Origin of the sequence: Mesorhizobium sp. M1027 (assembly GCF_040318745.1) — a bacterium.
Lineage (GTDB): Bacteria > Pseudomonadota > Alphaproteobacteria > Rhizobiales > Rhizobiaceae > Mesorhizobium.
The window spans coordinates 32,814-54,919 of the sequence record NZ_JAMYMW010000020.1 but is presented as its reverse complement, the minus strand read 5'-3'; the positions used below and the strand labels follow the sequence as shown (position 1 = coordinate 54,919).

Genomic DNA, 22,106 nt, shown 5'->3' with positions numbered 1-22,106 from the left:
AAACCCCCACCAACCAAACCCCACCCCCCCCACCCCGTCCCACTCTTGCCCTTCATCTGCCCCCGCGCCGCCGCCCCCTGGCCCCCCCCCCCGCGCCCCTCCCCCCCGCGCCGCAGGGCCCGTCGCCCACACGGCCTCGGCGGCGGCCCTGTCGATGCGGCCACCGAGCGCCGAGAGCGCGGCTCGGGTCTCGGCGTCGTAGACCGAAAGCCGGCCGCCGCGGTGGAAATTATGCTGCCCTGCCGGTGGCCCATCGGCAGCGTCGATCCGGTGGAGCGCCACCAGAAAACCGGCCAGCGAACGGGCGAACTCAGTAAGATCGGCAATCAGTCCACCAGCCGCAGGTCTGCCGCCAAGCCAGCGATAGACGGACCAAGGCCATGGATAGCCTTCCCCGGGCGCGCCTTTGGCCAGCGGCGCGGGTATCGGCACAGGCAGGTGAGGCGCCAGGCGGGGCAGCCAGCGATGCTCCTTCTCGACCTGGGCGACATAGGCGGCGGCGCTCGGTAGCCGCGCCGACATGCGATCGCCCAGCCGGAACGTGCGGTTGTCCCAGCCGCCAGGCTCGACCGGCTCCACCGGCAGGTCCGCCCATTTGGGGAACTGCGCGGCAATTAGCCGGCGAACAAGTGCGGCATCTATCGGCATGCCTGGTGTTCGTTCATCGGGCGGCATCGGGCTTGCTCAGGTCTTTTGAATAGCCGGCAGTCCATCTTTTTGGCGTCGCATTCTTGCGGCGCCAGTGATTCCACTAGGCGGCAAATTTCCTAAGCCTTGCGTTCCCAGCGCCGGTCGGGCGTTTGCTGCCAGTAGGTCACGGTGTGGCCCGCCTCCTTCATTGTCTTCCAGTGCGTGCGTGCCGCCTCTAGCTGGGCTGCATCGTGACCGTCGAACAGGAACACGGCGCGCTGATAGCCGCCAAGCTCCGGCGGCACCGCCCCATCGACCAGGAAACGTATCTGCGCCTGGTTCGGATTGTTAGGGCCGACGGTCAGAAGAACCGGCTGCTCGGCGGGATGGGCTTCGCGGTCCGTTGCGTGGGCCAGGAACGAATCGTCCCGGAAAGTCCACAGATGCTGGTCCAGCGCGTCGCGCCGTTCCTCGGTGCCGGTCTGTACCACGGCGCGCCAGCCGCGATCGATACTGCGCTCCAGGAGGCCGGGCAGCGCATCCTCCAGCGTCGATTCGGTCAGGTGATAAAACAGAATCTCGGCCATGGCTCAGTCTACATTTTCGGAATCCCGCCCCAGCCGCTCATTGCTCGTAATGATCGCGCAGCAGCCGGTCGAGCAGCCTGACGCCGAAGCCGGAAGCCCATGACTGGTTGATCTCGTTGGAGGGCGCGCCCATAGCGGTGCCGGCAATGTCGAGATGCGCCCAGGGCGTGTCCTTGACGAAACGCTGCAGGAACTGCGCGGCGATGATGGCGCCGCCGTGGCGGCCGCCGATGTTCTTCATGTCGGCATTCTTGGAATCGATCAGCTTGTCGTATTCGGCACCGAGCGGCATGCGCCACACCCGCTCCTGCGTCGCCTGTCCGGCCGCCGTCAGCCGGTCCGCCAACTCGTCATTGTTGGAAAACAGGCCGGCATAATGCTGGCCGAGCGCGACCATAATGGCGCCGGTCAGCGTCGCCAGATTGATCATGAATTTCGGCTGGAAGCGGTCGTTGCAGTACCACAGCGCATCGGCCAGCACCAAGCGGCCCTCGGCGTCGGTATTGAGCACTTCGATGGTCTGGCCCGACATCGAGGTGACGATGTCGCCCGGTCGCTGAGCGTGGCCATCGACGGCGTTTTCGACCAGTCCGACAATACCGACGACATTGACCTTCGCCTTGCGCGCGGCTAGCGCGTGCATCAGCCCGGTGACGGCAGCAGCGCCGCCCATATCCCCCTTCATGTCCTCCATGCCCGAGGCCGGCTTGATCGAATTGCCGCCGGTGTCGAAGGTGACGCCCTTGCCGACGAAGGCGACCGGGCTTTCCTTGGCCTTGCCGCCGTCCCACCGCATGACCGCGATGCGGGCGCCACGCGGCGAGCCCTGCGCTACGCCCAGCAGCGAACCCATGCCGAGCTTCTTCATCTCCTTCTCGGCCAGGATCTCGACCGTGACGCCGAGCGCCTCCAGTTCGGCGATGCGGGTGGCGAATTCCACCGGCCCCAGAACATTGGCCGGTTCATTGACCAAATCGCGCGCCAGCAAGACACCGTCGATCACCGCCGCTTCATCGGCGAAGGCCTTCTTTGCAGCTGCCGGATCGGCGGTGTGAATAGTTACCTTGACCGGCTTTTTTGGCTCGCGCTTGTCGTCACCATTGTTCTTTTTGGTCTTATACTTGTCGAAGGAATAGCTGCGCAGCAGGATGCCTGCTGCGAGCTGAACGGCTTGCCTGCCGCTGATGGCGGCACCGGGAAGATCGAGCACGACGGCCACTTCGGTTGCCTTGCGAAAGGACGCGGCAATCGTGCCACCGAGCTTCAGCCAACCATAATCATCGAGATTGGAGCCCTTGCCGGCACCGACCGCTACCAGCCGCTCGAGCGATGTCCCTTCCGGTGCCAACACTTCGACCAGGCCGGCGAATTTGCCAGTGAAGTCGGCGACCGGAAAAGCCCGATCGAGGGTCTTTGCCGGATCACAAGCCCTGGCGGCATCGCTGAGGTCGCCCTCGTCGGCCGCCAGAACGAAAACGCTGCCCTTTTTGGGCGCGGCGATTTTGGCGAAGGCGATCGAGGGTCTCGAATTCATGATGTCCTGCTTTCGGGAAGTGCGTTGGATTATCGCGAGAGGCGTTCGATTGGTCGGACCGAAAGGTGCCGTGTTGTTGCGTCAGTGAGCGGCGGGTTGAAACAGCTCGATGACATTGCCCGATGGGTCTTCGAGCAGGGTCTGGGAACCGCCGACGCCCGTTATGATATCGTTGCGAAAGACAAGTCCAGCACTCTTGAGGCGCGCGACCTCTTCTTTCAGGTCCGGCACCACCAACAGGATGCGGTTCCAGCCTCCCGGCACCGGCTGCCTGCCATCCGGCATAGCCCGTGCACCCGAACTGCCGGGTCCGCTTAGAAGGAGCCGTAACGCGCCGCGCGTGACGGAGGCAAAAGCCGGTCGCGCGTCCTGTTCGACGGTAAAGCCCAGTTGTCCACAGTAGAAATCGATCGAGGTGGCGACATCATCGACCATGTAGCGAATGCTGACTGGCGTCATGATCATTGACCTTTCGGTTCGAGCACGCTCCAACAAGGCGTGTCAATTGCGGGCGGTACAATCGGCATAGCCCTGCTCACTATCGCTGCTTGACAATCCGCGCCGCTATCGCCCTGGCCTGAATGCGGGCATTGGCGAAACAACCGCGAATGCTCGGCCGCATGCCGGTAAACCACAGGCCGGGCAATTTCGGATCGGCATCGCCGCCGTTGAAAAGCGGAACGCCCTTGCCGTCGAGAACGCCGAGCTTGCCGACCATCTGCTCCAGACCGGTGCGATAGCCGGTCGCTGCAATGACGATATCGGGCGTGATCAACCTGCCGTCATTCAATACGATGCCGTCTTGGCTAAATTCCCGCAATGGCGGCACCACCACGATCGTGCCTGCCTTGATGGCGCGAACCGCGCCGTCGTCGGCTGCGATCGCGGTGTAGTCGGCGCTCAGACGGCTCGCACCGCCTGTGGGCGCCGGCGGAAGCCCAAATTTCGTCAGGTCGCCGAAAACCAGGCGCTGGGTTGTCGCCATCACCGCATCGGCCAGCCGCACCGGCAAGCTCGCCATTAACGGTGAAAGCCTGTGGACGGCGACCTTGCCGATGCGTTTCGGCAGCAGAGAGGGGCCGTTGCGGGCCGACAGCCAGATGCTTTGGGCGTCTGCATTCGCCAGATGATTGAGTGCGTCGAAACCCGAATTGCCGGCACCGACCACCAGCACCCTTTTGCCGGCGTAGTCCTTCGCATCGCCAAAATCGGCCGAATGGATAATCCGGCCTGCAAAATCCTTCATGCCTTTCCACGCGGGAATAAACGGCTGCCGGTCGCGCCCGGTGGCGACGACGACATGGCGCGCCAGACGACGTCCGGCGTTCGTCCGCACGGTCCAGTGATCGCCGTCGAACGTGACCTCTTCAACGGCAACGCCGAATGCGACCGGCAGACCATGCGTCTGGCTGAAATCGTTCAGATGGCGAATGACGGCCGATTTATGCGGAAAAGCCGGGGTGCCTGCGGGATAGCCGACACCGGGGAGCGTCGAGAGATCGCGATGGGTATTGAGGTGCAGCCGCTGGTGGCGCCGATGCCAGGGTTCGGCAAGCCGGCTCTCCTTTTCCAGGACGAGCGTCGGTACGCCGGCCTTCATCAAGGCGTGGGCGGCGGCAAGGCCGGCCGCGCCGGCGCCGACCACGATCGCGCCGTCAAAGACGGTTTCTCGACCGGTTTGACTGCGCAATTTTTCCGCTTCCATGCTGGGGCTCAACAGATCCTGACCCGTCTTATCACGCCGCGGCGGTCGCGACCGGCGCGACATTTGGTCGTTTTGCCGCATTTGACAAGACTTTGGCCGAAATCGCTCCCATATGCGATATCGAACCACCCACGATTCGTCGCGGCACGGCCCCGCTTCCAGCCGCAACCTGTTGTTAACCAACAATGTTCGCCTTTTCTTATCCATTGCCGCCGACACTCCGGCCCAGCGGAATGTACGATACGGGACAGAACCCGGATCGAACCGCCAAACTGAGCCAGTTGTGCAGCCGGCGCCGGACGACTACCTTGTTCCAAGGCATGATGCCGTTCGAAATCGCCGAGAAAAGCCTTCATGAAGGTCGTTGAACGTTACATCATGCGCCGTGCCTTCGCGGTATTCGCGCTGGCGCTCGTCTGGACGCTGGCGATCGTCTGGACGACTCAGGTCCTCGCCCGCATCGACCTCGTCACCGATAGCGGTCAATCGGCCCTCACCTTCTTCGAAGTGGCAGCGCTGATCATCCCGACGATCGTTCCGATCGTCGTGCCCTTCGCCCTGGTGGTCGCGGTCGCCCAGATCCTCAGCGTGATGAATTCGGATTCGGAGCTCGCCGTCATCAATGCCGCCGGCGCTTCACGCTGGACAATAGTCAGGCCGATCATGCTTCTGGCACTAGCAGCCAGCGCTTTTTCGTTCGCGGTCGACAATGGTGTCGACCCCTACGCGCGCCAGAAGAACCGCGAGTTGATAGCATCTTCGCGTGCCGATCTGTTGTCGTTGATCATCCAGGAAGGCACCTTCCGCAAGATCGATGACGGCCTGTTCCTGCAGGTTGGCGAACGGCTTCCCGACAATCGCCTCGGCGGCATCTTCGTCGCCGATTCGCGCGAAGAAGGCGTCAATCTCGTCTATTATGCCAAGTCCGGTAGCATCATCGAACGCGGCGACGAGAAGGTGCTGATGATGAATGACGGGGTGATCCATCGCAAAACCATGACCGGCGACCTCTCGGTAATCCGGTTCACTTCCTATGCCTTCGATTTGTCTGCTTTTATGTCGGCATCATCCGACATCCTGCTTTTGCCGAAGGACCGGACGACCCAGTATCTGCTCAATCCCAGTCCGAACGACAAGATGTACCAGCAAAAGCCGAACAGGTACCTGGCCGAGCTCGACCAGCGTTTTTCCGAGTGGTCCTATTCGCTCGTCTTCGCGCTGATCGCGCTCGCCGTCGCCGGAGATGCACGCTCGCATCGTGAGGCGCGTGTGCACCCGCTGATCACGGCAATCGCGATCGCGCTGTTCGTGCGCTGGCTCGGGTTCTTTGCCGCCGGCAAGGCCGACAAGGTGCCGCAATATGCCTATATGGTCTACGGCGTCCCGATCGTGGCATCGGCGATCGCCATCTGGTTCATTGTTTCCAACCGGACCATGGAACTGCCTGTTGCCTGGGCCGATTGGGTGACCAATCTTGCCGGCCGCTTCAGTGAGGGCTGGAGCGCCATCAAGCTCCGTTTTGCTGGGCGCGGCGCTTCCGGACAGGGAGCCGGCTGATGGGCTGGACTCTGGGTCGATACTTCTTCTTTCGCTATGTGACGATCACCATTTGGTTCTTCATCGGTCTTTTGGCGCTGGTGTTCCTGATCGATTTCACCGAGCTTTCCGGCCGCACGACCGGCGTGCCAGGCTTCACTTACGGAACTGCCTTCGCCATTTCCGGGCTCAGGATGCCGATGATCATGCTGCAGACGGTGCCGTTCGTCGGCCTGTTCTCGGCGATGGCGACCCTGGTGTCGCTCAACCGCAAATATGAATTGGTAATCGCCCGTTCCGCCGGGGTTTCAGCATGGCAGTTCCTGCTGCCATGCTGCATCGGGGCGCTGCTGTTTGGTGCCTTGTCGGTCGGCGTCATCAATCCGATAGCCGCGCACGCCTATTCCTGGTCCGAGCAGATCGAGACCCAGCTCCGTTCGGGCAAGTCGAATACGGTCTCGGCCGATGCCGCACCCTGGATCAGGCAGAAAACCAGTTCCGGCGATACCATCATCGGAGCGCGCGCCATTCTCAATCAAGGCTTGGAGATGGCCGACGCGGTCTTCTTCAGCTTCAGTCCGCAAGGCGATATCATCGAGCGCAAGGATGCGGCGCGCGCGTTTTTGCGGGACGGCTACTGGGAATTGCAGGACGTCAAGGTGTTCCGGGACGGCACCATCCAGTCGTTACCCAGCGATCGGCTGCCGACCAATCTCAAGCCGGAATTCGTGCAAGAGCGGTTGGCGCGCCCTGAGACTATCCCCTTCTACGATTTGCCCGGCAAAGTCGAGGTGGCCCGCTCCTTCGGCCTCAAGGCAAATACCTTCGCCATGCAGTTCGATTCCCTGGTGGCGCTGCCCTTCCTGCTCGTGGCGATGACGCTGATTGCGGCAACGGTATCAATGCGATTTGCGAGGATGGGGCAGTCGGCGACGATGATTCTGGGTGGCATCGTGGCCGGCTTTCTGCTTTATGTCGTTTCGGTGCTGGTCAAGGCATTCGGCGTAGCGGGATTCGTACCCACAGCCGTAGCGGCTTGGGTCCCGGTTGTCGTGGCTATGTTCTTCGGGGTGACATTCCTGCTATACAAGGAAGACGGCTAGTGAGGGAGGCGGTTTTGCGCAGCCATAGGCACGCCGGTTTGGCACGCCTCTCTGCGGCGAGCGCCTTGGCATGCCTGCTTGCCGGCGTCGCCCCGGCTGCTCCGGCTTTTGCCCAGGACGTCAGTGAGCTGGCAACGAAGGTTCCGAGTGGCACGCAGATGCTGCTGGCAGCCGATACGCTGGTCTACGACAACGACAAGCAGACCGTGACGGCCGTCGGCGGCGTCCAGATCGACTACGGCGGCAACCGTCTCGTCGCCCAGCGGGTCGAATACAACCGCAACACCAAACGCCTCGTCGCCAGCGGCAATGTCGAACTCGTCAATAGCGACGGCACCAAGATCTATTCGCAGCATGCCGACATCACTGACGATTTCGCCGACGGCTTCGTCAACGCGCTGCGGGTCGAGACCATAGACAAGGCCTACTTCGCCGCCGAAAGCGCGGAACGCATGGGCGGCGTGCTGACGACATTCCACAATGGCGTCTACACCGCGTGCGAGCCGTGCGAGGACAAGCCCGACAAAGCGCCGACCTGGCGTATCAAGGCCAGGAAGATCATCTGGAACGGCGAAAAGAAGACGGTTCGCTTCGAAAACTCGAACTTCGAGTTCTTCGGCTTTCCGCTGGCCTATCTGCCGGCTTTCGAGATCGCCGACCCAACGGTCAAGCGCAAGAGCGGCTTCCTGATTCCCGGCGTCGCCTACAAGAGCGACCTCGGCGTGGGTGTTAAAGTCCCCTATTATTTCGCGCTCTCGCCGACCTACGATCTCACTGTCACCGGCAGCGGCTATACCAAGCAAGGTTTCCTCGGTGAGGCCGAGTGGAGGCAGCGCTTCAACAATGGTCAGTACAGCCTGAAAATTGCAGGCATTCGGCAGGAGAATCCCGACGCCTTCATCGACGACAATGGTCACAACGTGAATTCGGGTACCGAAGGCGACCCGAACAGGTTCCGCGGCATGATGGGCACCCAGGGCCAGTTCGCTATCAACCCGCGCTGGGACTTCGGTTGGGACATCCTGCTGCAGAGCGACAAGAATTTCGCGCGCACTTACGACATCGATGGCTTCAACGACAGCGTGCACCGCTCCGAGGTGTATCTGACGGGACTCAACGATCGCAATTACTTCGATGTGCGCGCCATGCACTTCGACGTTCAGGAAGACACTCTCGCCAGCGATCCGACCGCACGCGCCGCCAAGCAGCCCTGGGTGCTGCCCTCGCTCGACTACGCCTATATCCCCGACATGCCGGTGGCCGGCGGGCAGCTCTCGTTCGACGTCAACGCGCGGGTCATAGACCGCGACAGGCTCGATACGGCTCTTGCAGATTCGGGCGTCCCTTCGTCCGTCAACAACGTTCGTGGCATCGACGGTCAATCCGGCCGTCTTACTGCGGAAGCCGAATGGAAGCGCACCATCACCACCGATGGCGGGCTGCTGCTGACGCCGCTCCTGGCGCTGCGCGGCGACGCCGGCTATGTCAACGCCTCCTCCGCCTCGCTCGACGCCATCAACCAGATGGCGACCAATCTCGGCGTTGAGGACGATATGCGTTCATCGCTTGCCCGCTTCATGGCGACCGCCGGCCTTGAGATGCGCTGGCCGGTGCTGTTCTCGATGACCAGTTCCAGCCATGTCTTCGAGCCGATGGCGCAAGTATTCGTGCGTCCGAACGAGCAATATGTCGGCGGGCTGGCGGTTCCCAACGAGGACGCCCAGAGCTTCGTCTTCGACGCCACGACGCTGTTTGAGCGCGACAAATTCTCGGGCTATGACCGCATGGAAGGCGGCACACGCGCCAATGTCGGGCTCCGCTATTCCGGCGCATACGACAATGGCTGGGGCACCAATGCGGTGTTCGGCCAATCCTACCAGCTCGGCGGCCAGAACTCGTTCGGCACGCCGGATCTGGTCAATGTCGGTGCCTATTCGGGTCTTGAAACTGCAACCTCCGACTATGTCGGCCTTGTCGGCTTCAACAGCCCCAGCGGATTTTCCGGCTCGGTCAGCGGCCGTTTCGACGAGCAGAGCTTCGAGATCCGCCGCGCTGAGGTAAAGGCCGCCTTTTCAGGCCTGCCGGTATCGCTGAGCGCCAAATATGCCTTCATCCAGGCACAGCCGCTCTATGGCTTCTCCACGGATCGCCATGAGGTCACGCTCGGCGCCTCGACGCATCTTGCCGAGAACTGGCGCGTCTTTGGCACCGGCACATATGATCTTGAGCAGAGCGTGCTGGTCAAGGACGGCGTCGGCTTTGCCTATAGTGATTCGTGCTTTACCTATTTGATGACGTTTTCGGAAAGACGTGACCTTAACACCAGGGAAGTGTCGCAGAACGTCGGCTTCAACCTGTCGTTCCGCACGCTCGGCGATTTCGGCTCGTCGCAACGCTCCATCGACACCATCCAATAACGGCAGTCGGCAACGGGGTGGCTGGCGGACGACATTGTTTCGCCGCATAGAGCAGGCACGGATTTCGGCGGCCTGAACTGGGATGGGTTGGGTCGAATCGGGATGGAACTGGGATGCTTTCGATGAGGAAATACCTCTTTTCGGCAGGGTTCGCGCTGCTGGTGGCGTTCTCGACCACCGCAGTGACGCGGCCGGCTTTCGCCACCGAGATCAAATACGTCGTCAACAACGTACCGATCACCACCGGCGACATCCAGCATCGGGCCGCTTTCCTGCGCCTGCAGCGCAGAAAGGGCGATGCCGGCCAGGAAATGATAGATCAGACGCTGCGCTCGGCCGAGGCTCGGCGCCTAGGCATCCGCATCAGCGATGCGCAGGTCGATGCCGCCTATCAGCGTTTCGCCACGAACAACAAGATGCAGCTCAAGCAGCTTGACGGTGTAATGGCGCAATCAGGCGTCACCAAGGAGCACTTCAAGGAATTCATCCGAGCGCAGATGGCCTGGAACCAGGCGCTGTCCGCGCGCTACCGCTCCGCCGACGGGGGCGGCGCCATAAGCGAGCAGGACGTCGTCAAGCGCATGCTCGAAAAGGGCGGCAGCAAGCCGAGCGCCACCGAATACATGCTGCAGCAGGTCATCTTCGTGGTGCCGGCAGCCGAGCGCAGCGCGACGCTGGCCAAGCGCAAGCGCGAAGCCGATGCCATGCGCGCCCGCTTCAACGGCTGCAACACCACCCGCGAATTCGCCAAGGGCCTGATCGACGTCACCGTTCGCGACCTCGGCCGGGTGCTGGCGCCGCAACTGCCGCCGGACTGGGCCGAGCAGATCAAGGCCACCAAGGTCGGCGGCGCCACCGCGACGCGCGAGACCGACCGCGGCGTCGAATTCGTCGGCATCTGCTCGTCGCGCGAAGTGTCGGACGACAAAGTCGCGCAGATGGTGTTCCAGAGCGAGGGCTCGAGCGACAAGAACGCCGACGAGCTCTCAAAGAAATATGTCGAGGAGTTGCGGAAGAAAGCCCGCATCATCGAGCGCTGAAGTCGGCATCGCCGTGCCTGACACAGAGCTTCCGCTGGCGTTGAGCGTCGGCGATCCGTCCGGTGTGGGGCCGGACATCGCCATCGCCGCTTGGCAGGCCCGCGACAGCGCCGGCGTTCCGTTTTTTTATCTCCTTGCCGATCCGGCGCTGATTGCCGCGCGGGCGCACGGGCTCGGCACCGATATCGCGATTGCCGAGACGACGCCGGCGCTAGCGCCTAGTGTGTTTTCGCGCGCGCTGCCGGTGGTGGCGCTTTCCGCCCGTTTCGTCGACAGTCCCGGCCGCCCGGATCCAGCCAACGCCGCCGGAATCATCGAGGCGATCGACCGCGCCGTTGCCGACTGCCTGGCCGGCCGCGCTGCCGCGGTCGTCACCTGCCCGATTGCCAAGAAGCCGCTCTACGATGCCGGCTTTCGCTTTCCCGGCCACACCGAATATCTGGCGCATCTGGCATCACTTCACACCGGCACCGAAGTGACGCCGGTGATGCTGCTTGCCGGTCCGGACCTGCGCACCGTGCCGGTCACCATTCACATCGCACTGGCCGAGGTGCCGAAGGCGCTGACGACCGACCTGATCGTCGCCACCGGCCGCATTACCGCCGCCGACCTTGCAAACCGCTTCGGAATTGCCAAGCCGCGGCTCGCCATCGCCGGCCTCAACCCTCATGCCGGCGAAGGCGGCGCGATAGGCACCGAAGACGAGCGGATCGTGCGCCCGGCGATCGACAGGCTGAGGCAGGAAGGAATAGAAGCCTTCGGGCCATTGCCGGCCGACACCCTGTTTCACGCTCGCGCCCGCGCCGGCTATGACGTGGTGCTCTGCATGTATCATGACCAGGCGCTGATCCCCGCCAAGGCGCTGGCGTTTGACGAGGCAGTCAACGTCACGCTCGGCCTGCCCTTCATCCGCACCTCGCCCGACCACGGCACCGCCTTCGACATCGCCGGCAAGGGCATTGCCCGTGCCGACAGCCTGATTGCGGCGCTGAAACTCGCTCGCCTGCTTGCCGATACCGGGAAAAGGCCGTAGGCCACTGGGCCCAATGAGCCCAATTCGATGGCCTTAACCCGACGAGCCCAGCCCGATGAGCCCAGCCCGATGAGCCCAACCCGATGAGCATAGACGGCCTGCCGGCACTGCGCGAGGTGATCGAGCGCTATGGGCTGCAGGCGAAAAAGGCACTCGGCCAGAATTTTCTGCTCGACCTTAACCTGACAAGCAAGATTGCGCGGACCGCCGGCGACCTGAGCGACGTTACGGTTATCGAGGTCGGTCCCGGTCCGGGCGGGCTGACTCGGGCCCTGCTCCTCAACGGCGCCCGGCGGGTCGTCGCGATCGAGCGCGATGAGCGCTGCCTGGCGGCCCTGGCCGAGATCGCGAACCACTATCCGGGTCGGCTCGAGATCGTGGCCGGCGATGCGCTGAAAACTGATTTTGCAGCGCTTGCCAAAGGAAGCGGCGGGTCGATGAAAATCGTTGCCAACCTGCCTTATAATATCGGCACCGAATTGCTGATCCGCTGGCTGACCGTGACCGAGTGGCCGCCTTTCTACGCGTCGATGACGCTGATGTTCCAGCGCGAGGTCGCCGAACGCATTGCAGCCAGCCCCGGCAGCGAGGCCTATGGCCGGCTCGGCGTGCTTGCAGGCTGGCGGACGGAGGCGAGGATCGTCTTCGACGTGCCGCCCCAGGCGTTCACGCCGCCACCCAAGGTGACGTCCTCGGTGGTGCATCTAGTGCCGCGCGCCAGCCCCTTGCTGGCAGAGGTCAAACGGCTTAGCCGCGTCACCGAAGCGGCGTTCGGCCAGCGCCGGAAAATGCTGCGGCAGAGCGTGAAAAGCCTCGGCGGCGAGGCACTGCTCATCCGCGCCGGCATCGATCCGACCAGGCGTGCGGAGACGCTCAGCGTCGAGGAATTCGTTCGCCTGACCAACGCGGTGTGATGCCGGGAAGCGTCCGCGTGGAATTTCCGCTCTCATGGCATAGATAGCCGGACAAACCCTGCCCGGAGACAAACAGTGGCCGCCTATGTCATTTCCGACGTCACGATCCGTGACACAGAGGCTATCGAAGCCTATCGCGCCCGTGCGGCTGCCTCCATCGCCCAGCATGGCGGGCGCTATCTGGTACGCGGCGGCGAGGTGGAAATGTTGGAAGGCGACTGGTCTCCCGGATCATCGTGGAATTCCCCGACATGGACACGGCGCGGCGTTGGTACCGCTCCGCCGAATATGCCGCGGCATTGGAACTGCGCGACGCCGCGCTCAGCCGCAATCTGATCCTGGTCGCGGGGACAACGCCTTGATCAATCCGTCTTCTCATCGAGCAGCCCCGAGACGAAATCGAACAGGCCCGGCCGGCGATCGCGTCTGAGCCGTTCGGCCGTGACGATGCCGCGCACCTCGGCGAAAGCGCGGTCGAGATCGTCGTTGACGATGACGAAATCATACTCCTTCCAGTGCTCGATCTCGTTGCGGGCGTTCTTGAGCCGCGTCTCGATCACCGCTTCCTGGTCCTCGGCGCGACGCTTCAGCCGCGCCTTCAATTCCTTCATCGATGGCGGCAGGATGAAGATCGAGACGATGTCGGCGCGCATCTTCTCCTTGAGCTGCTGAGCGCCTTGCCAGTCGATGTCGAACAGCATGTCGCGGCCTTCGGCCAGCGCCTGTTCGGCCGGCTCGCGCGGCGTCGCGTAGCAATTGCCGTGCACCTCCGCCCATTCGAGCAGCGCATCGGAATCGCGTAGCCGCTCGAACTCGCGCATGGTGCGGAAGTGGTAATGGACGCCCTCGATCTCGCTGCCGCGGCGTGGCCGCGTGGTGACCGAGACCGACAATTCGAGGCTGGAATCGCTCTCCAGCAGATTGCGCGCAATCGTCGACTTGCCGGCGCCTGACGGCGACGACAAGACCAGCATCAGCCCGCGGCGCCGAATGCGGGAACCCAAATCCCTAGCGGTCATGGGGCTTGGCAGTCATGTGGCTTGGCATCGGGATCATTCCAGATTCTGGACCTGTTCGCGAAACTGGTCGACGACCGCCTTCAGCTCCAGCCCGATGGCGGTGACTGCGGCAGCATTCGACTTGGAACACAGCGTATTCGATTCGCGGTTGAATTCCTGTGCCAGGAAATCGAGCTTGCGGCCGATGGCGCCACCGCCGGCGAGCAGCGCCCGCCCCGACGCCACGTGCGTCTTCAGCCGGTCGATTTCCTCGCGTATGTCGGCCTTGGTGGCCAGAAACGCCGCTTCCATATGCAGCCGGCTGGCGTCCAGATTGGCGGACGCGTCCATCAACAGCCGGATCTGCTCGGCGAGCCTTTCGCGGATCGTGGCCGGCTCGCGTGATGGATCGGCCTCGGCCCGCAGCGTCAGCGCCTCGATGGCATCGATATGGCCGGACAGCAGGGAACGAAGTGCGGCACCTTCGCCCTGGCGCGCCTGCTGCAGCCCGTTCAGTGCTGCTTCCAGCGCCGACAGTATTGCGGTATCGAGCGCACTGCGCGCCTCTTCGGTTTCGATGGTTTCGGGAATGTCGAGGACGCCGCGCAGCGCAAGCAGGCCGTCGGCCGCCGCAGGGGCTACTCCGAACTGCTCCTGCAGCCGCTTGGCCAAGCCCGCCAGATCCTTCAGGAAAGCCTCGTTGACCACGGGTTGCGCTTGCGCGCCGGCGGCGCGGCCAATGGTCAGCGTCATCTGGAAATTGCCGCGCGCAAAACGCTTTTGCACCGTCTGCCGGACGGCCGGCTCCAGCCGGTCGAAACCTTGCGGCAGCCGCAACCTGACCTCGACGCTTTTGCCGTTGACGGACTTGGCTTCCCAGGCAATCGAAGTGCCGTCGTGTTCGGCGACACTGCGCGCAAAACCGGTCATGCTCTGCAAGTTCATGTAGCGGTGCGTCCCTTTGCCGAATGCCCTCAAGCCGGAGCGATTTTCTCCGGGCAGGATCATGTGAATTTCAATGCCATAGCAGCCCTTGCACATCCACCCGGACATGCACAGGGCCAACCTGATGGCGTCCGGCCCTACTGGGCGGCAGTGGCGCCCGCATCGTCAACGATGGCTCCCGCCGGCGTGTCGGCTCCGGTATTGGTTGCCCCGGCCTTGCCGGCGTCCTGCGCCTGCTTTTTCAGCAGTGCCCGGTAGCGAGCGACATTCTCGTTATGCTCATCGAGCGTCGAGGCAAAGACGTGGCCGCCGCTGCCGTCGGCGACGAAGTAGAGATCGCTGGTCTTCGACGGATTGGCGACGGCCTCCAGCGCCGCACGGCCGGGATTGGCGATCGGCGTCGGCGGCAAACCGTTGATCAGATAGGTGTTGTAGGGTGTCGGCTTCTGGATGTCCGACTGATAGATCGGGCGGTCGATGGGTTTGCCCTTGCCGCCGAACAGGCCGTAGATGATGGTCGGGTCCGACTGCAGCCGCATACCCTTGGCCAGCCGATTGAGGAAGACGGCGGCTACGCGCGAGCGTTCATCGCCCTTGCCGGTCTCCTTCTCGACGATCGAGGCCAGGGTGACAAAATCCTCAACATTGGCGATCGGCAGATCCGGCGCTCGGCGCTGCCAGACCTCGTCGACCAGCTTCTTCTGGTCGGCCAGAAGCTTGTCAACCATCTGCTGGCGTGTTGCGCCGCGGGTGAAGCGCAGCGTGTCGGTGGCGAGGCTGCCCTCAGGTGGGGTGGTCGACGGCATATCGCCGGTCAGCGCGTCCTGCTCGGCGATCCGTTGCAGCGCCTGCTCGACCGTCAGCCCCTCGGGGATAGTCAGCGAATACATCACCGACTTGCCGCTCTTCAGGAGTTCCATGATGTCGTGCATCGACGCCTGCGGCTTGATCTCGTATTCGCCGGCCTTCAGGGCGGAATCATTGCCGAAGGCGCGCACGCCAAGGCGGAAAATGCGGGCGTCGCTGATCAGTCCTCGCCGCTCAAGCTGGTCGGCGATCTCCTGGACGCCGCTATTCGGCTTGACCAGGAAGGTGTCCCCATTGGCCGACGGGCCGGGCTCGTTGAACTCCTGCTTGCCGAAATACAGCGCAACGCCCGCCGCCAGAACCATCAGCATCACCGAAGAGATGACGAAGTTCATGAACACGACGAACTGGCTGCGCGAGGCACGCGAGCGCTTCGGCGGCGGCGTGCCGGCCTCGGGCCGCAACGCCTCGCTGGCCGTTTTCGGCACGATCGGGCCGGACGTTGCTGGCCGTTGCCCAAATTCCCCGTTATCGGCCAGATTTGTGTTCATAGCGCCCTACCATCTGATCTTGCGACGAATCCCCTCGGGCAGAGTAGGGGCGAATATGGCAAAATTGACGGCAGACGGAAACCGGCAGAGCGGTCAGCCATTGTAGCGCTGGAAGACGAGCGAGGCGTTGGTGCCACCGAAGCCGAAGGAGTTGGACAGCGCCACGTCGATCTGCCGGGCTCGCGGCTTGTGCGGCACCAGGTCGATCGCCGTTTCGCGCTCCGGATTGTCGAGATTGATGGTCGGCGGCGCGATGTTGTCGCGAATGGCGAGGATCGAAAAGATCGCCTCGGCAGCACCAGCCGCGCCCAGCAGGTGGCCAATCGACGATTTGGTCGACGACATCGATATCTTAGAGGCGGCGTTGCCGACCAGCCGCTCGACGGCGCCGAGTTCGATCGTGTCGGCCATGGTCGATGTGCCGTGCGCGTTGATGTAGTCGACATCTGCGGGCGTCAGCTTCGCCCGGTCTAGCGCCGCTGTCATGCAACGGAAAGCGCCGTCGCCATCCTCGGCAGGCGCGGTGATGTGATAGGCGTCACCGGTCAGACCGTAGCCGGTGACCTCGGCATAGATCTTGGCGCCGCGGGCCTTGGCGTGTTCGAGTTCCTCGAGCACGACAACACCGGCGCCCTCACCCATGACGAAGCCGTCGCGATCGCGATCATAGGGGCGCGAGGCCGTCTGCGGGGCATCGTTGCGCTCGGTGGAGAGGGCGCGGCAAGCGGCGAACCCGGCGACGGACAGTCTCGTCACCGGCGCTTCAGCGCCGCCTGCGACCATAACGTCGGCATCGCCCCAGATGATCAGGCGGGCGGCGTCGCCGATGGCGTGCGCACCGGTCGAGCAAGCGGTGACAACGGCGTGGTTTGGGCCTTTCAGCCCATGCCGGATCGAGACCTGGCCGGAGACGAGGTTGATGATCTGGCCGGGGATGAAGAACGGGCTGATGCGGCGCGGGCCGCGTTCCTTGAGGATCATCGCATTCTCGGCGATGCCTTCGATGCCGCCGATGCCAGAACCGATCAGCACGCCGGTGGCGCACTGATCCTCGTGCGTCTTCGGCTGCCAGCCGGAATCCTTGAGTGCCTCGTCGGCGGCCGCGATTCCGTACAGGATGAAGTCGCCGATCTTGCGCAGTTCCTTCGGCTCGAGAACGGCTTCAGGATTGAAAGTGGCGTTGGAGCCGTCACCGCGCGGAATGACGTGGGCGACCTTGCAGGCAAGGTCTTCCACCTCGAATTCGGTGATGCGTTTGGCTGCGCTGCGGCCGGTTAGAAGCTCCTTCCAGCTGTGCTCGAAGCCCATGCCGAACGGCGAAAGCAGCCCAAGGCCCGTGACGACGACACGCCTCATCGCAGGTCCTCCTCGGTGATGACTGCAAATAGCGTCAGGCCGAGGCCTTGTCGATGTATTTCACCGCATCGCCAACAGTCAGGATGGTCTCGGCGGCGTCGTCCGGGATCTCGACACCGAACTCTTCTTCGAACGCCATAACAAGTTCGACCGTGTCGAGGCTGTCCGCGCCCAGATCATCGATGAAGCTCGCCTGCTCCGTCACCTTGTCGGCATCGACGCCAAGGTGCTCGATGACGATCTTCTTGACGCGCTCTGCGGTGTCACTCATTTGGGCATCCTCGTCTTTTGGTTGTCTGTCTTCGTTAGCGGGCAGAATGCCGCTAATCAAGCTGAAAGATGGTCCTGCCGGAAACGCAGCGGAACAGGACCGGTTTTTGCCCGAACCGCCGGGTTGCGGGCGGCATTACACGAAAAATCCCATGCATCCAAGACGGAATGAAGCGTTTTCCCAAATGTTAGATCATTGCCATGCCGCCATTGACATGAATGGTCTGGCCGGTGACGTAGGCTGCCTCGTTGGAAGCGAGGTAGGCGACGGCAGAGGCGACTTCGGCGCCCGTGCCCATGCGCCGGGTCGGGATCGCCGCCATGATCGCCTCTTTCTGCTTGTCGTTGAGCTTGGCGGTCATCGCCGATTCGATGAAGCCCGGGGCGACGCAGTTGACGGTGATATTGCGGGTGGCGATCTCCTGCGCCAGCGATTTGGAAAAGCCGATCATACCGGCTTTGGAGGCGCAGTAATTGGTCTGGCCGGGATTGCCGGTGACGCCAACCACTGAAGTGATGTTGATGATGCGGCCATGGCGGCGCCGCATCATCGGATGGGTAAGCTCGCGGGTCAGCCGGAACACGGCGGTCAGGTTGACCTCGAGCACGCTATCCCAGTCGGCGTCAGCCATGCGCACGAACAACCCGTCCTTGGTGATGCCGGCATTGTTGACGAGGATGTCGACGCCTTCGAGGTCGGCCTCCGCCTTCTGGCCGAGCGCCTTGACGTCGTCGCGGTTGGAAAGATTGGCCGGGAAAAGCTTGACCCGGTCGCCCAATTCGGCGGCCAGCGCCTCCAATTTCTCGATACGTGTGCCATGCAGGCCGACGATGGCGCCCTGGCCGTGCAGCACGCGGGCGATCGCCTCGCCGATACCTCCCGATGCGCCGGTGACGAGCGCCTTGCGGCCGGTCAATTCGAACATTCTTGCCTCCTGATCTGAGCGAACACCCTTTGCATGGAGCGGGGTCAAATCGCCAGTTGATTATGCAAGCGCCGCCAGCGCCGCCTCGACATCCGCCGCGGATCCGATGGCAGTGGTGGCAATATCGCGGTTGATGCGGCGGGCCAGCCCCGACAGCACCTTGCCGGCGCCCACTTCGTAAAGCGTCGCAACGCCGTTGCTGCCGAACCACTCCACCGTTTCGCGCCAGCGCACGCGCCCGATCACCTGTTCGACGAGGCGGCGGGCAATCTCGTCAGGATCGCTCGTCGGGGTCACAGTAACATTCGAGACCAGCGGCACGACCGGCGCACGCTTCGTCACGGCGGCCAACGCCTCCCGCATGATCTCGGCCGCAGGCTTCATCAATGCCGAATGGAAGGGCGCCGAGACCTGCAGCATCAGCGCCCGCTTGGCGCCCTTTTCCGTGCATAGCTTCGCCGCCAGTTCGACCGCCGGCCTGGCGCCGGAGATCACCAGCTGGCCGCCGCCATTGTCGTTGGCGATCTGGCACACCAAGGCTTGCGCGGGATCTTTGGCGGTGCCTTGGGCGGCCTCTGCGCAAGCGGCCTCGACGTCGGCCTGTTCCAGCCCGATGATCGCCGCCATCGCGCCCTCGCCGGCCGGTACAGCCGCCTGCATGGCATTGCCGCGGATACGCAACAGCCGGGCGGCGTCGGCGACCGAAACGAAACCAGCGGCCGCAAGTGCCGAATATTCACCGAGCGAATGGCCGGCGACATAGGTGACCTTGCCGTTCAGGGAGAAGCCGCGCGCCTCCAGCGCCCGGACTGCGGCAAGTGACACCGCCATCAGCGCCGGCTGAGCATTGGCGGTCAGCGTCAGCGTCTCTTCCGGGCCTTCCCAGATCAGCTGCGATAGTTTTTCACCGAGCGCGTCGTCGACTTCCTCGAAGATCTGCCGCGATTCCACAAAAGTATCGGCGAGGTCCTTGCCCATGCCGACAGCCTGGCTGCCCTGCCCCGGAAAGGTGAATGCGATGGCCATCGTCGGCTCCCAGCTGCTGGTTCTCGCTGCCTGTGACGCAAGGCGTGCGCCCAAGTCAAGTCCAACCTTGACCGCTCGGCGTCGGCCGAGTGCCTGTTTCGGCAGGCTTTTTGGCGATCACTCATGATGAAAACCGCTCACGATTTGTTTGCTGGCTCTTCTTATTTCCGCCGCAGGCGCTAGGCTTTGCGTGACAGTTCGATGACAATCGAGTGACGCCTTTGTTGCGGGCCGGGGAACTATTGAAGTGGCAAAGACCAAGCAGAGCGCAGCCGAGGCGGCGCCACAGTTTCTTGAAGGCGATCCGTCGACTGGCTATCTGCCGGCGCGCAGATGGCCTGTCATCCGCTATGGCCTTATCAGCTTGCTGGCTGCGGCTATCCTGGTGTTTGCCATCGAACTGATCGTGCGCGGCAACTTTGCCGGCACCATTGATTTCTTTCTGCAGCCTTTCAAACCCGGCTGGACCACGATCATCATTTTTGCGCTGATCCTCATCGGCCTCGACGCCGTGCTCGGCCGCAGCCATCAGAGCCTGATGATCGTCGCGCCGCTGACATTGTCGCTGGCGTTCGTCGGCCACCAGAAGTCGCTCTATCTCGGCGATCCGCTCTATCCGACCGATTTCCTCTATTCCCGGCAGATCGTGGCACTGATGCCACTCCTGGTCCGCGATCGCCCGGGAACCGCCATTGCCCTGGCGATCGGCATCGTCGGCGGGCTGTCGCTGCTCGTCTATGGCTGGCGGTTATGGCGCCGCCGCGTTCCGGCGCTCAGCCACAAGGGCCGCCTTGCCCGGCTGACGCTGACGGTGCCGCTGATCGCTTTCTTCGTCTCCATCATGGACTATGCCACTTTCTCGTGGACGCGCGACCGGCTGCAGATCATCCCGATTATGTGGGACCAGAAGGAAAACTATGCCTCGAACGGTTTTGCGCTCGCCTTCGCGCTGAACGTCCCGATGGCGCATGTCTCGGCGCCGCCCGGCTATTCCGACAAGGCGATCGAAGCGATCGGCAAACCGCAGGTGATCGCCTCGGTACCTGCCGAGAAGCCCGACATCATCGTCGTGATGAGCGAATCCTTCTGGGATCCGACCAAGCTGCCCGGCGTCACCATCACACCCGACCCTATCCCCAATGTGCGGGCACTGCGCACGGGCTACATGTTCTCGCCCGAGTTCGGCGGCATGACGGCCAACATCGAGTTCGAGGCCCTGACCGGCTTTTCCAACGCCTTCCTGCCGGCGGGCAGCATTCCCTACCAGCAATATGTGCGGACACCGACTCCCTCGCTGGCGACCTTCCTGAAAAGTCAGGGCTACCGAGCGCGCGCCATCCATCCCGGCACCAACTGGTTCTGGAACCGGGGGGCCGTCTATGCCGATTTCGGCTTCAACGACTTCAAGTCCGAGGAGACGTTGCCGCCCATGCAGAAGCGCGGACCGCTCGCGTCGGACGCAGCGATGACCGACGAGATCATCCGCGAAGCCGATACCAGCGCCGAGCCGGTCTTCTTTTTCGCCGTCAGCCTGCAGAACCACGGGCCGTATGAGCCGTATCGCTATACCAATCCGACCCACAAGGTGCAGGCGCCGATCAGCCAATGGGCACGTGAATCGCTGTTGAGCTACGCCGAAGGCTCTTCCGACGCGGACCGCGGCCTCGAGCGGCTGATCGAATGGGCGAAGAAACGCGAGCGGGCGACCGTCATCGCATTCTTCGGCGATCACCTGCCGCCGCTTGGGCCGGTCTACGTCGAGACCGGTTTCCTGAAGGACAATGTCGCGCCGCGCAAGGAGCCGGCCGACCAGATGCTGCAGCACCACCAGACGCCATTGATCGTCTGGTCGAACCGCAGCGGCCCCTCCGAGGATCTGGGCGCCGTCAGCCCGGCCTTCCTGCCCTACCATATCCTGAAAACGGCCGGCATCAGCCATCCCTATTACACCGGCTTCCTCGGCCAGTTGCGAGAGCGCTACCGCGTCATCGACCGTAATTTGCTGTTGGCACCGGGGGGCGAGGCCACCCCCGATTGGTCGCGTCAGAAAGAGATCGACCCGGCAATCCACGACTTCCGTCTGCTGCAATACGACATGATGTTCGGCAAGCGCCATGCGGCGCCCGATTTCTTCCCCGAAACCACAGGCAAAGTGGCTGCACACACGAGCTGAGGCAGCTGAAGTTGCAGCGTGATGCGCGAACTCCGATCGTGTCGTCGAGAGACGGGAATTGTTGCAGCTGATTGCCGACTGCGTAGAGCTGTTCGATTTGTTGGCGTTACCTCGACCGTCTCCCGCGATTATACGAACAGGGCATCCGGTTTGTTTTGTCAGGCGAAATGCAGGAAAACATTCTTGGGTCCGGGCAGGGAATCCGTAAGACCTTGCGAATGAGGCCAGCAGCCCAATAAGACCGGACAACTCATGTGCTACCTAATCCGGACAACTCATCTGCTTACGACACGTCGGCCGTTTGCCCTTGCCTTGCGGCCAAATTCCTGTATAGACGCCCGCAATCTGCCGGTCCTTGCTGGGGGCTGAACGGAGGGCCGGAGGTTTTTCGAAACCTTCGCGTGAAGCCAGAAGCGCTTCCGCCTCCCGTGTCTCCGCTCTCGACCGTCTCGTCATGCTCCTTTCTTCCCCGCCTTCGCAAGGCTTGCGGGTCAGAGAAGTTGCAGAGGCTTTTGCCGCCGGGAACCGGGAGAGAAACGAAGAAAGGCACGAACA

Annotated in this window: 19 protein-coding genes and 1 pseudogene; 8 read left to right on the top strand and 12 right to left on the bottom strand. The window is 63.0% G+C overall.

Annotation, left to right across the window (positions count from 1 at the left end; all coding sequences use genetic code 11):
• The 5 genes from NKH50_RS28145 to NKH50_RS28125 form a co-directional block, all read right to left on the bottom strand.
• A partial coding sequence (locus NKH50_RS28145; RefSeq protein WP_352882418.1) for a phosphotransferase occupies positions 1-648 on the bottom strand: 648 nt, incomplete at its 3' end.
• Between the two features lie 119 nt (positions 649-767).
• Positions 768-1,217, bottom strand: coding sequence for a DNA polymerase III subunit chi (locus NKH50_RS28140; RefSeq protein ID WP_352882416.1), 450 nt, complete (start codon positions 1,215-1,217; stop codon positions 768-770).
• Positions 1,218-1,254: 37 nt separating this feature from the next.
• Entirely contained in the window at positions 1,255-2,751 is a 1,497-nt protein-coding gene (locus NKH50_RS28135; RefSeq protein ID WP_352882414.1) for a leucyl aminopeptidase, read from the bottom strand.
• An 81-nt stretch (positions 2,752-2,832) separates the two neighbouring features.
• On the bottom strand, positions 2,833-3,216 hold the full coding sequence (locus NKH50_RS28130) for a VOC family protein (protein ID WP_352507925.1): 384 nt from the start codon (positions 3,214-3,216) through the stop codon (positions 2,833-2,835).
• A 73-nt stretch (positions 3,217-3,289) separates the two neighbouring features.
• Complete coding sequence (locus NKH50_RS28125) at positions 3,290-4,456, bottom strand: flavin-containing monooxygenase (RefSeq protein ID WP_352882412.1); 1,167 nt, start codon at positions 4,454-4,456, stop codon at positions 3,290-3,292.
• A gap of 354 nt (positions 4,457-4,810) precedes the next feature.
• On the opposite strand from NKH50_RS28125, the gene lptF reads away from it, so the two are divergent.
• The 7 genes and pseudogenes from lptF (at position 4,811) to NKH50_RS28090 (ending at position 12,861) form a co-directional block, all read left to right on the top strand.
• Positions 4,811-6,013, top strand: coding sequence for an LPS export ABC transporter permease LptF (gene lptF, locus NKH50_RS28120; RefSeq protein WP_352882410.1), 1,203 nt, complete (start codon positions 4,811-4,813; stop codon positions 6,011-6,013).
• A complete protein-coding gene (lptG, locus tag NKH50_RS28115) occupies positions 6,010-7,095 on the top strand; it encodes an LPS export ABC transporter permease LptG (RefSeq protein ID WP_352882423.1) in 1,086 nt (361 codons plus the stop codon). The genes lptF and lptG overlap by 4 nt, the downstream gene beginning before the upstream one ends.
• Positions 7,095-9,512, top strand: a complete 2,418-nt coding sequence (locus tag NKH50_RS28110; RefSeq protein WP_352882408.1) for an LPS-assembly protein LptD — start codon at positions 7,095-7,097, stop codon at positions 9,510-9,512. The genes lptG and NKH50_RS28110 overlap by 1 nt, the downstream gene beginning before the upstream one ends.
• A 113-nt stretch (positions 9,513-9,625) precedes the next feature.
• Entirely contained in the window at positions 9,626-10,552 is a 927-nt protein-coding gene (locus NKH50_RS28105) for a peptidylprolyl isomerase (RefSeq protein ID WP_352647392.1), read from the top strand.
• 13 nt (positions 10,553-10,565) lie between these two features.
• Complete coding sequence (gene pdxA, locus NKH50_RS28100) at positions 10,566-11,585, top strand: 4-hydroxythreonine-4-phosphate dehydrogenase PdxA (protein ID WP_352689588.1); 1,020 nt, start codon at positions 10,566-10,568, stop codon at positions 11,583-11,585.
• Positions 11,586-11,668: 83 nt separating this feature from the next.
• Positions 11,669-12,499, top strand: coding sequence for a 16S rRNA (adenine(1518)-N(6)/adenine(1519)-N(6))-dimethyltransferase RsmA (gene rsmA, locus NKH50_RS28095; RefSeq protein WP_352705350.1), 831 nt, complete (start codon positions 11,669-11,671; stop codon positions 12,497-12,499).
• A gap of 75 nt (positions 12,500-12,574) precedes the next feature.
• Positions 12,575-12,861 (top strand): annotated as a pseudogene (locus NKH50_RS28090) (DUF1330 domain-containing protein).
• On the opposite strand, the gene gmk reads toward NKH50_RS28090, so the two are convergent.
• The 7 genes from gmk to fabD all read right to left on the bottom strand — a co-directional run bounded on the left by gmk (position 12,862) and on the right by fabD (position 19,378).
• Entirely contained in the window at positions 12,862-13,518 is a 657-nt protein-coding gene (gene gmk, locus NKH50_RS28085) for a guanylate kinase (protein WP_254820312.1), read from the bottom strand.
• A gap of 33 nt (positions 13,519-13,551) precedes the next feature.
• Positions 13,552-14,442 (bottom strand): YicC/YloC family endoribonuclease, encoded by an 891-nt coding sequence (locus tag NKH50_RS28080; protein WP_023677702.1) that lies wholly within the window; start codon positions 14,440-14,442, stop codon positions 13,552-13,554.
• A gap of 137 nt (positions 14,443-14,579) precedes the next feature.
• Positions 14,580-15,800 carry an endolytic transglycosylase MltG gene (gene mltG, locus NKH50_RS28075; RefSeq protein ID WP_352705352.1) on the bottom strand — a complete coding sequence of 407 codons (1,221 nt, stop codon included), beginning with the start codon at positions 15,798-15,800 and terminating at the stop codon, positions 14,580-14,582.
• Between the two features lie 93 nt (positions 15,801-15,893).
• Positions 15,894-17,156 carry a beta-ketoacyl-ACP synthase II gene (gene fabF, locus NKH50_RS28070; protein WP_352705354.1) on the bottom strand — a complete coding sequence of 421 codons (1,263 nt, stop codon included), beginning with the start codon at positions 17,154-17,156 and terminating at the stop codon, positions 15,894-15,896.
• 34 nt (positions 17,157-17,190) lie between these two features.
• A complete protein-coding gene (locus NKH50_RS28065) occupies positions 17,191-17,427 on the bottom strand; it encodes an acyl carrier protein (RefSeq protein WP_006203723.1) in 237 nt (78 codons plus the stop codon).
• Positions 17,428-17,614: 187 nt separating this feature from the next.
• The gene (gene fabG, locus NKH50_RS28060; protein WP_352453223.1) at positions 17,615-18,352 is read right to left on the bottom strand and encodes a 3-oxoacyl-[acyl-carrier-protein] reductase; all 738 of its coding nucleotides are present in this window, start codon (positions 18,350-18,352) and stop codon (positions 17,615-17,617) included.
• Positions 18,353-18,412: 60 nt separating this feature from the next.
• Complete coding sequence (fabD, locus tag NKH50_RS28055) at positions 18,413-19,378, bottom strand: ACP S-malonyltransferase (protein ID WP_352507935.1); 966 nt, start codon at positions 19,376-19,378, stop codon at positions 18,413-18,415.
• 247 nt (positions 19,379-19,625) lie between these two features.
• Here fabD and NKH50_RS28050 point away from each other — a divergent pair, with 247 nt between their 5' ends.
• On the top strand, positions 19,626-21,551 hold the full coding sequence (locus tag NKH50_RS28050; protein WP_352882403.1) for an LTA synthase family protein: 1,926 nt from the start codon (positions 19,626-19,628) through the stop codon (positions 21,549-21,551).
• Positions 21,552-22,106 lie beyond the last annotated feature (555 nt).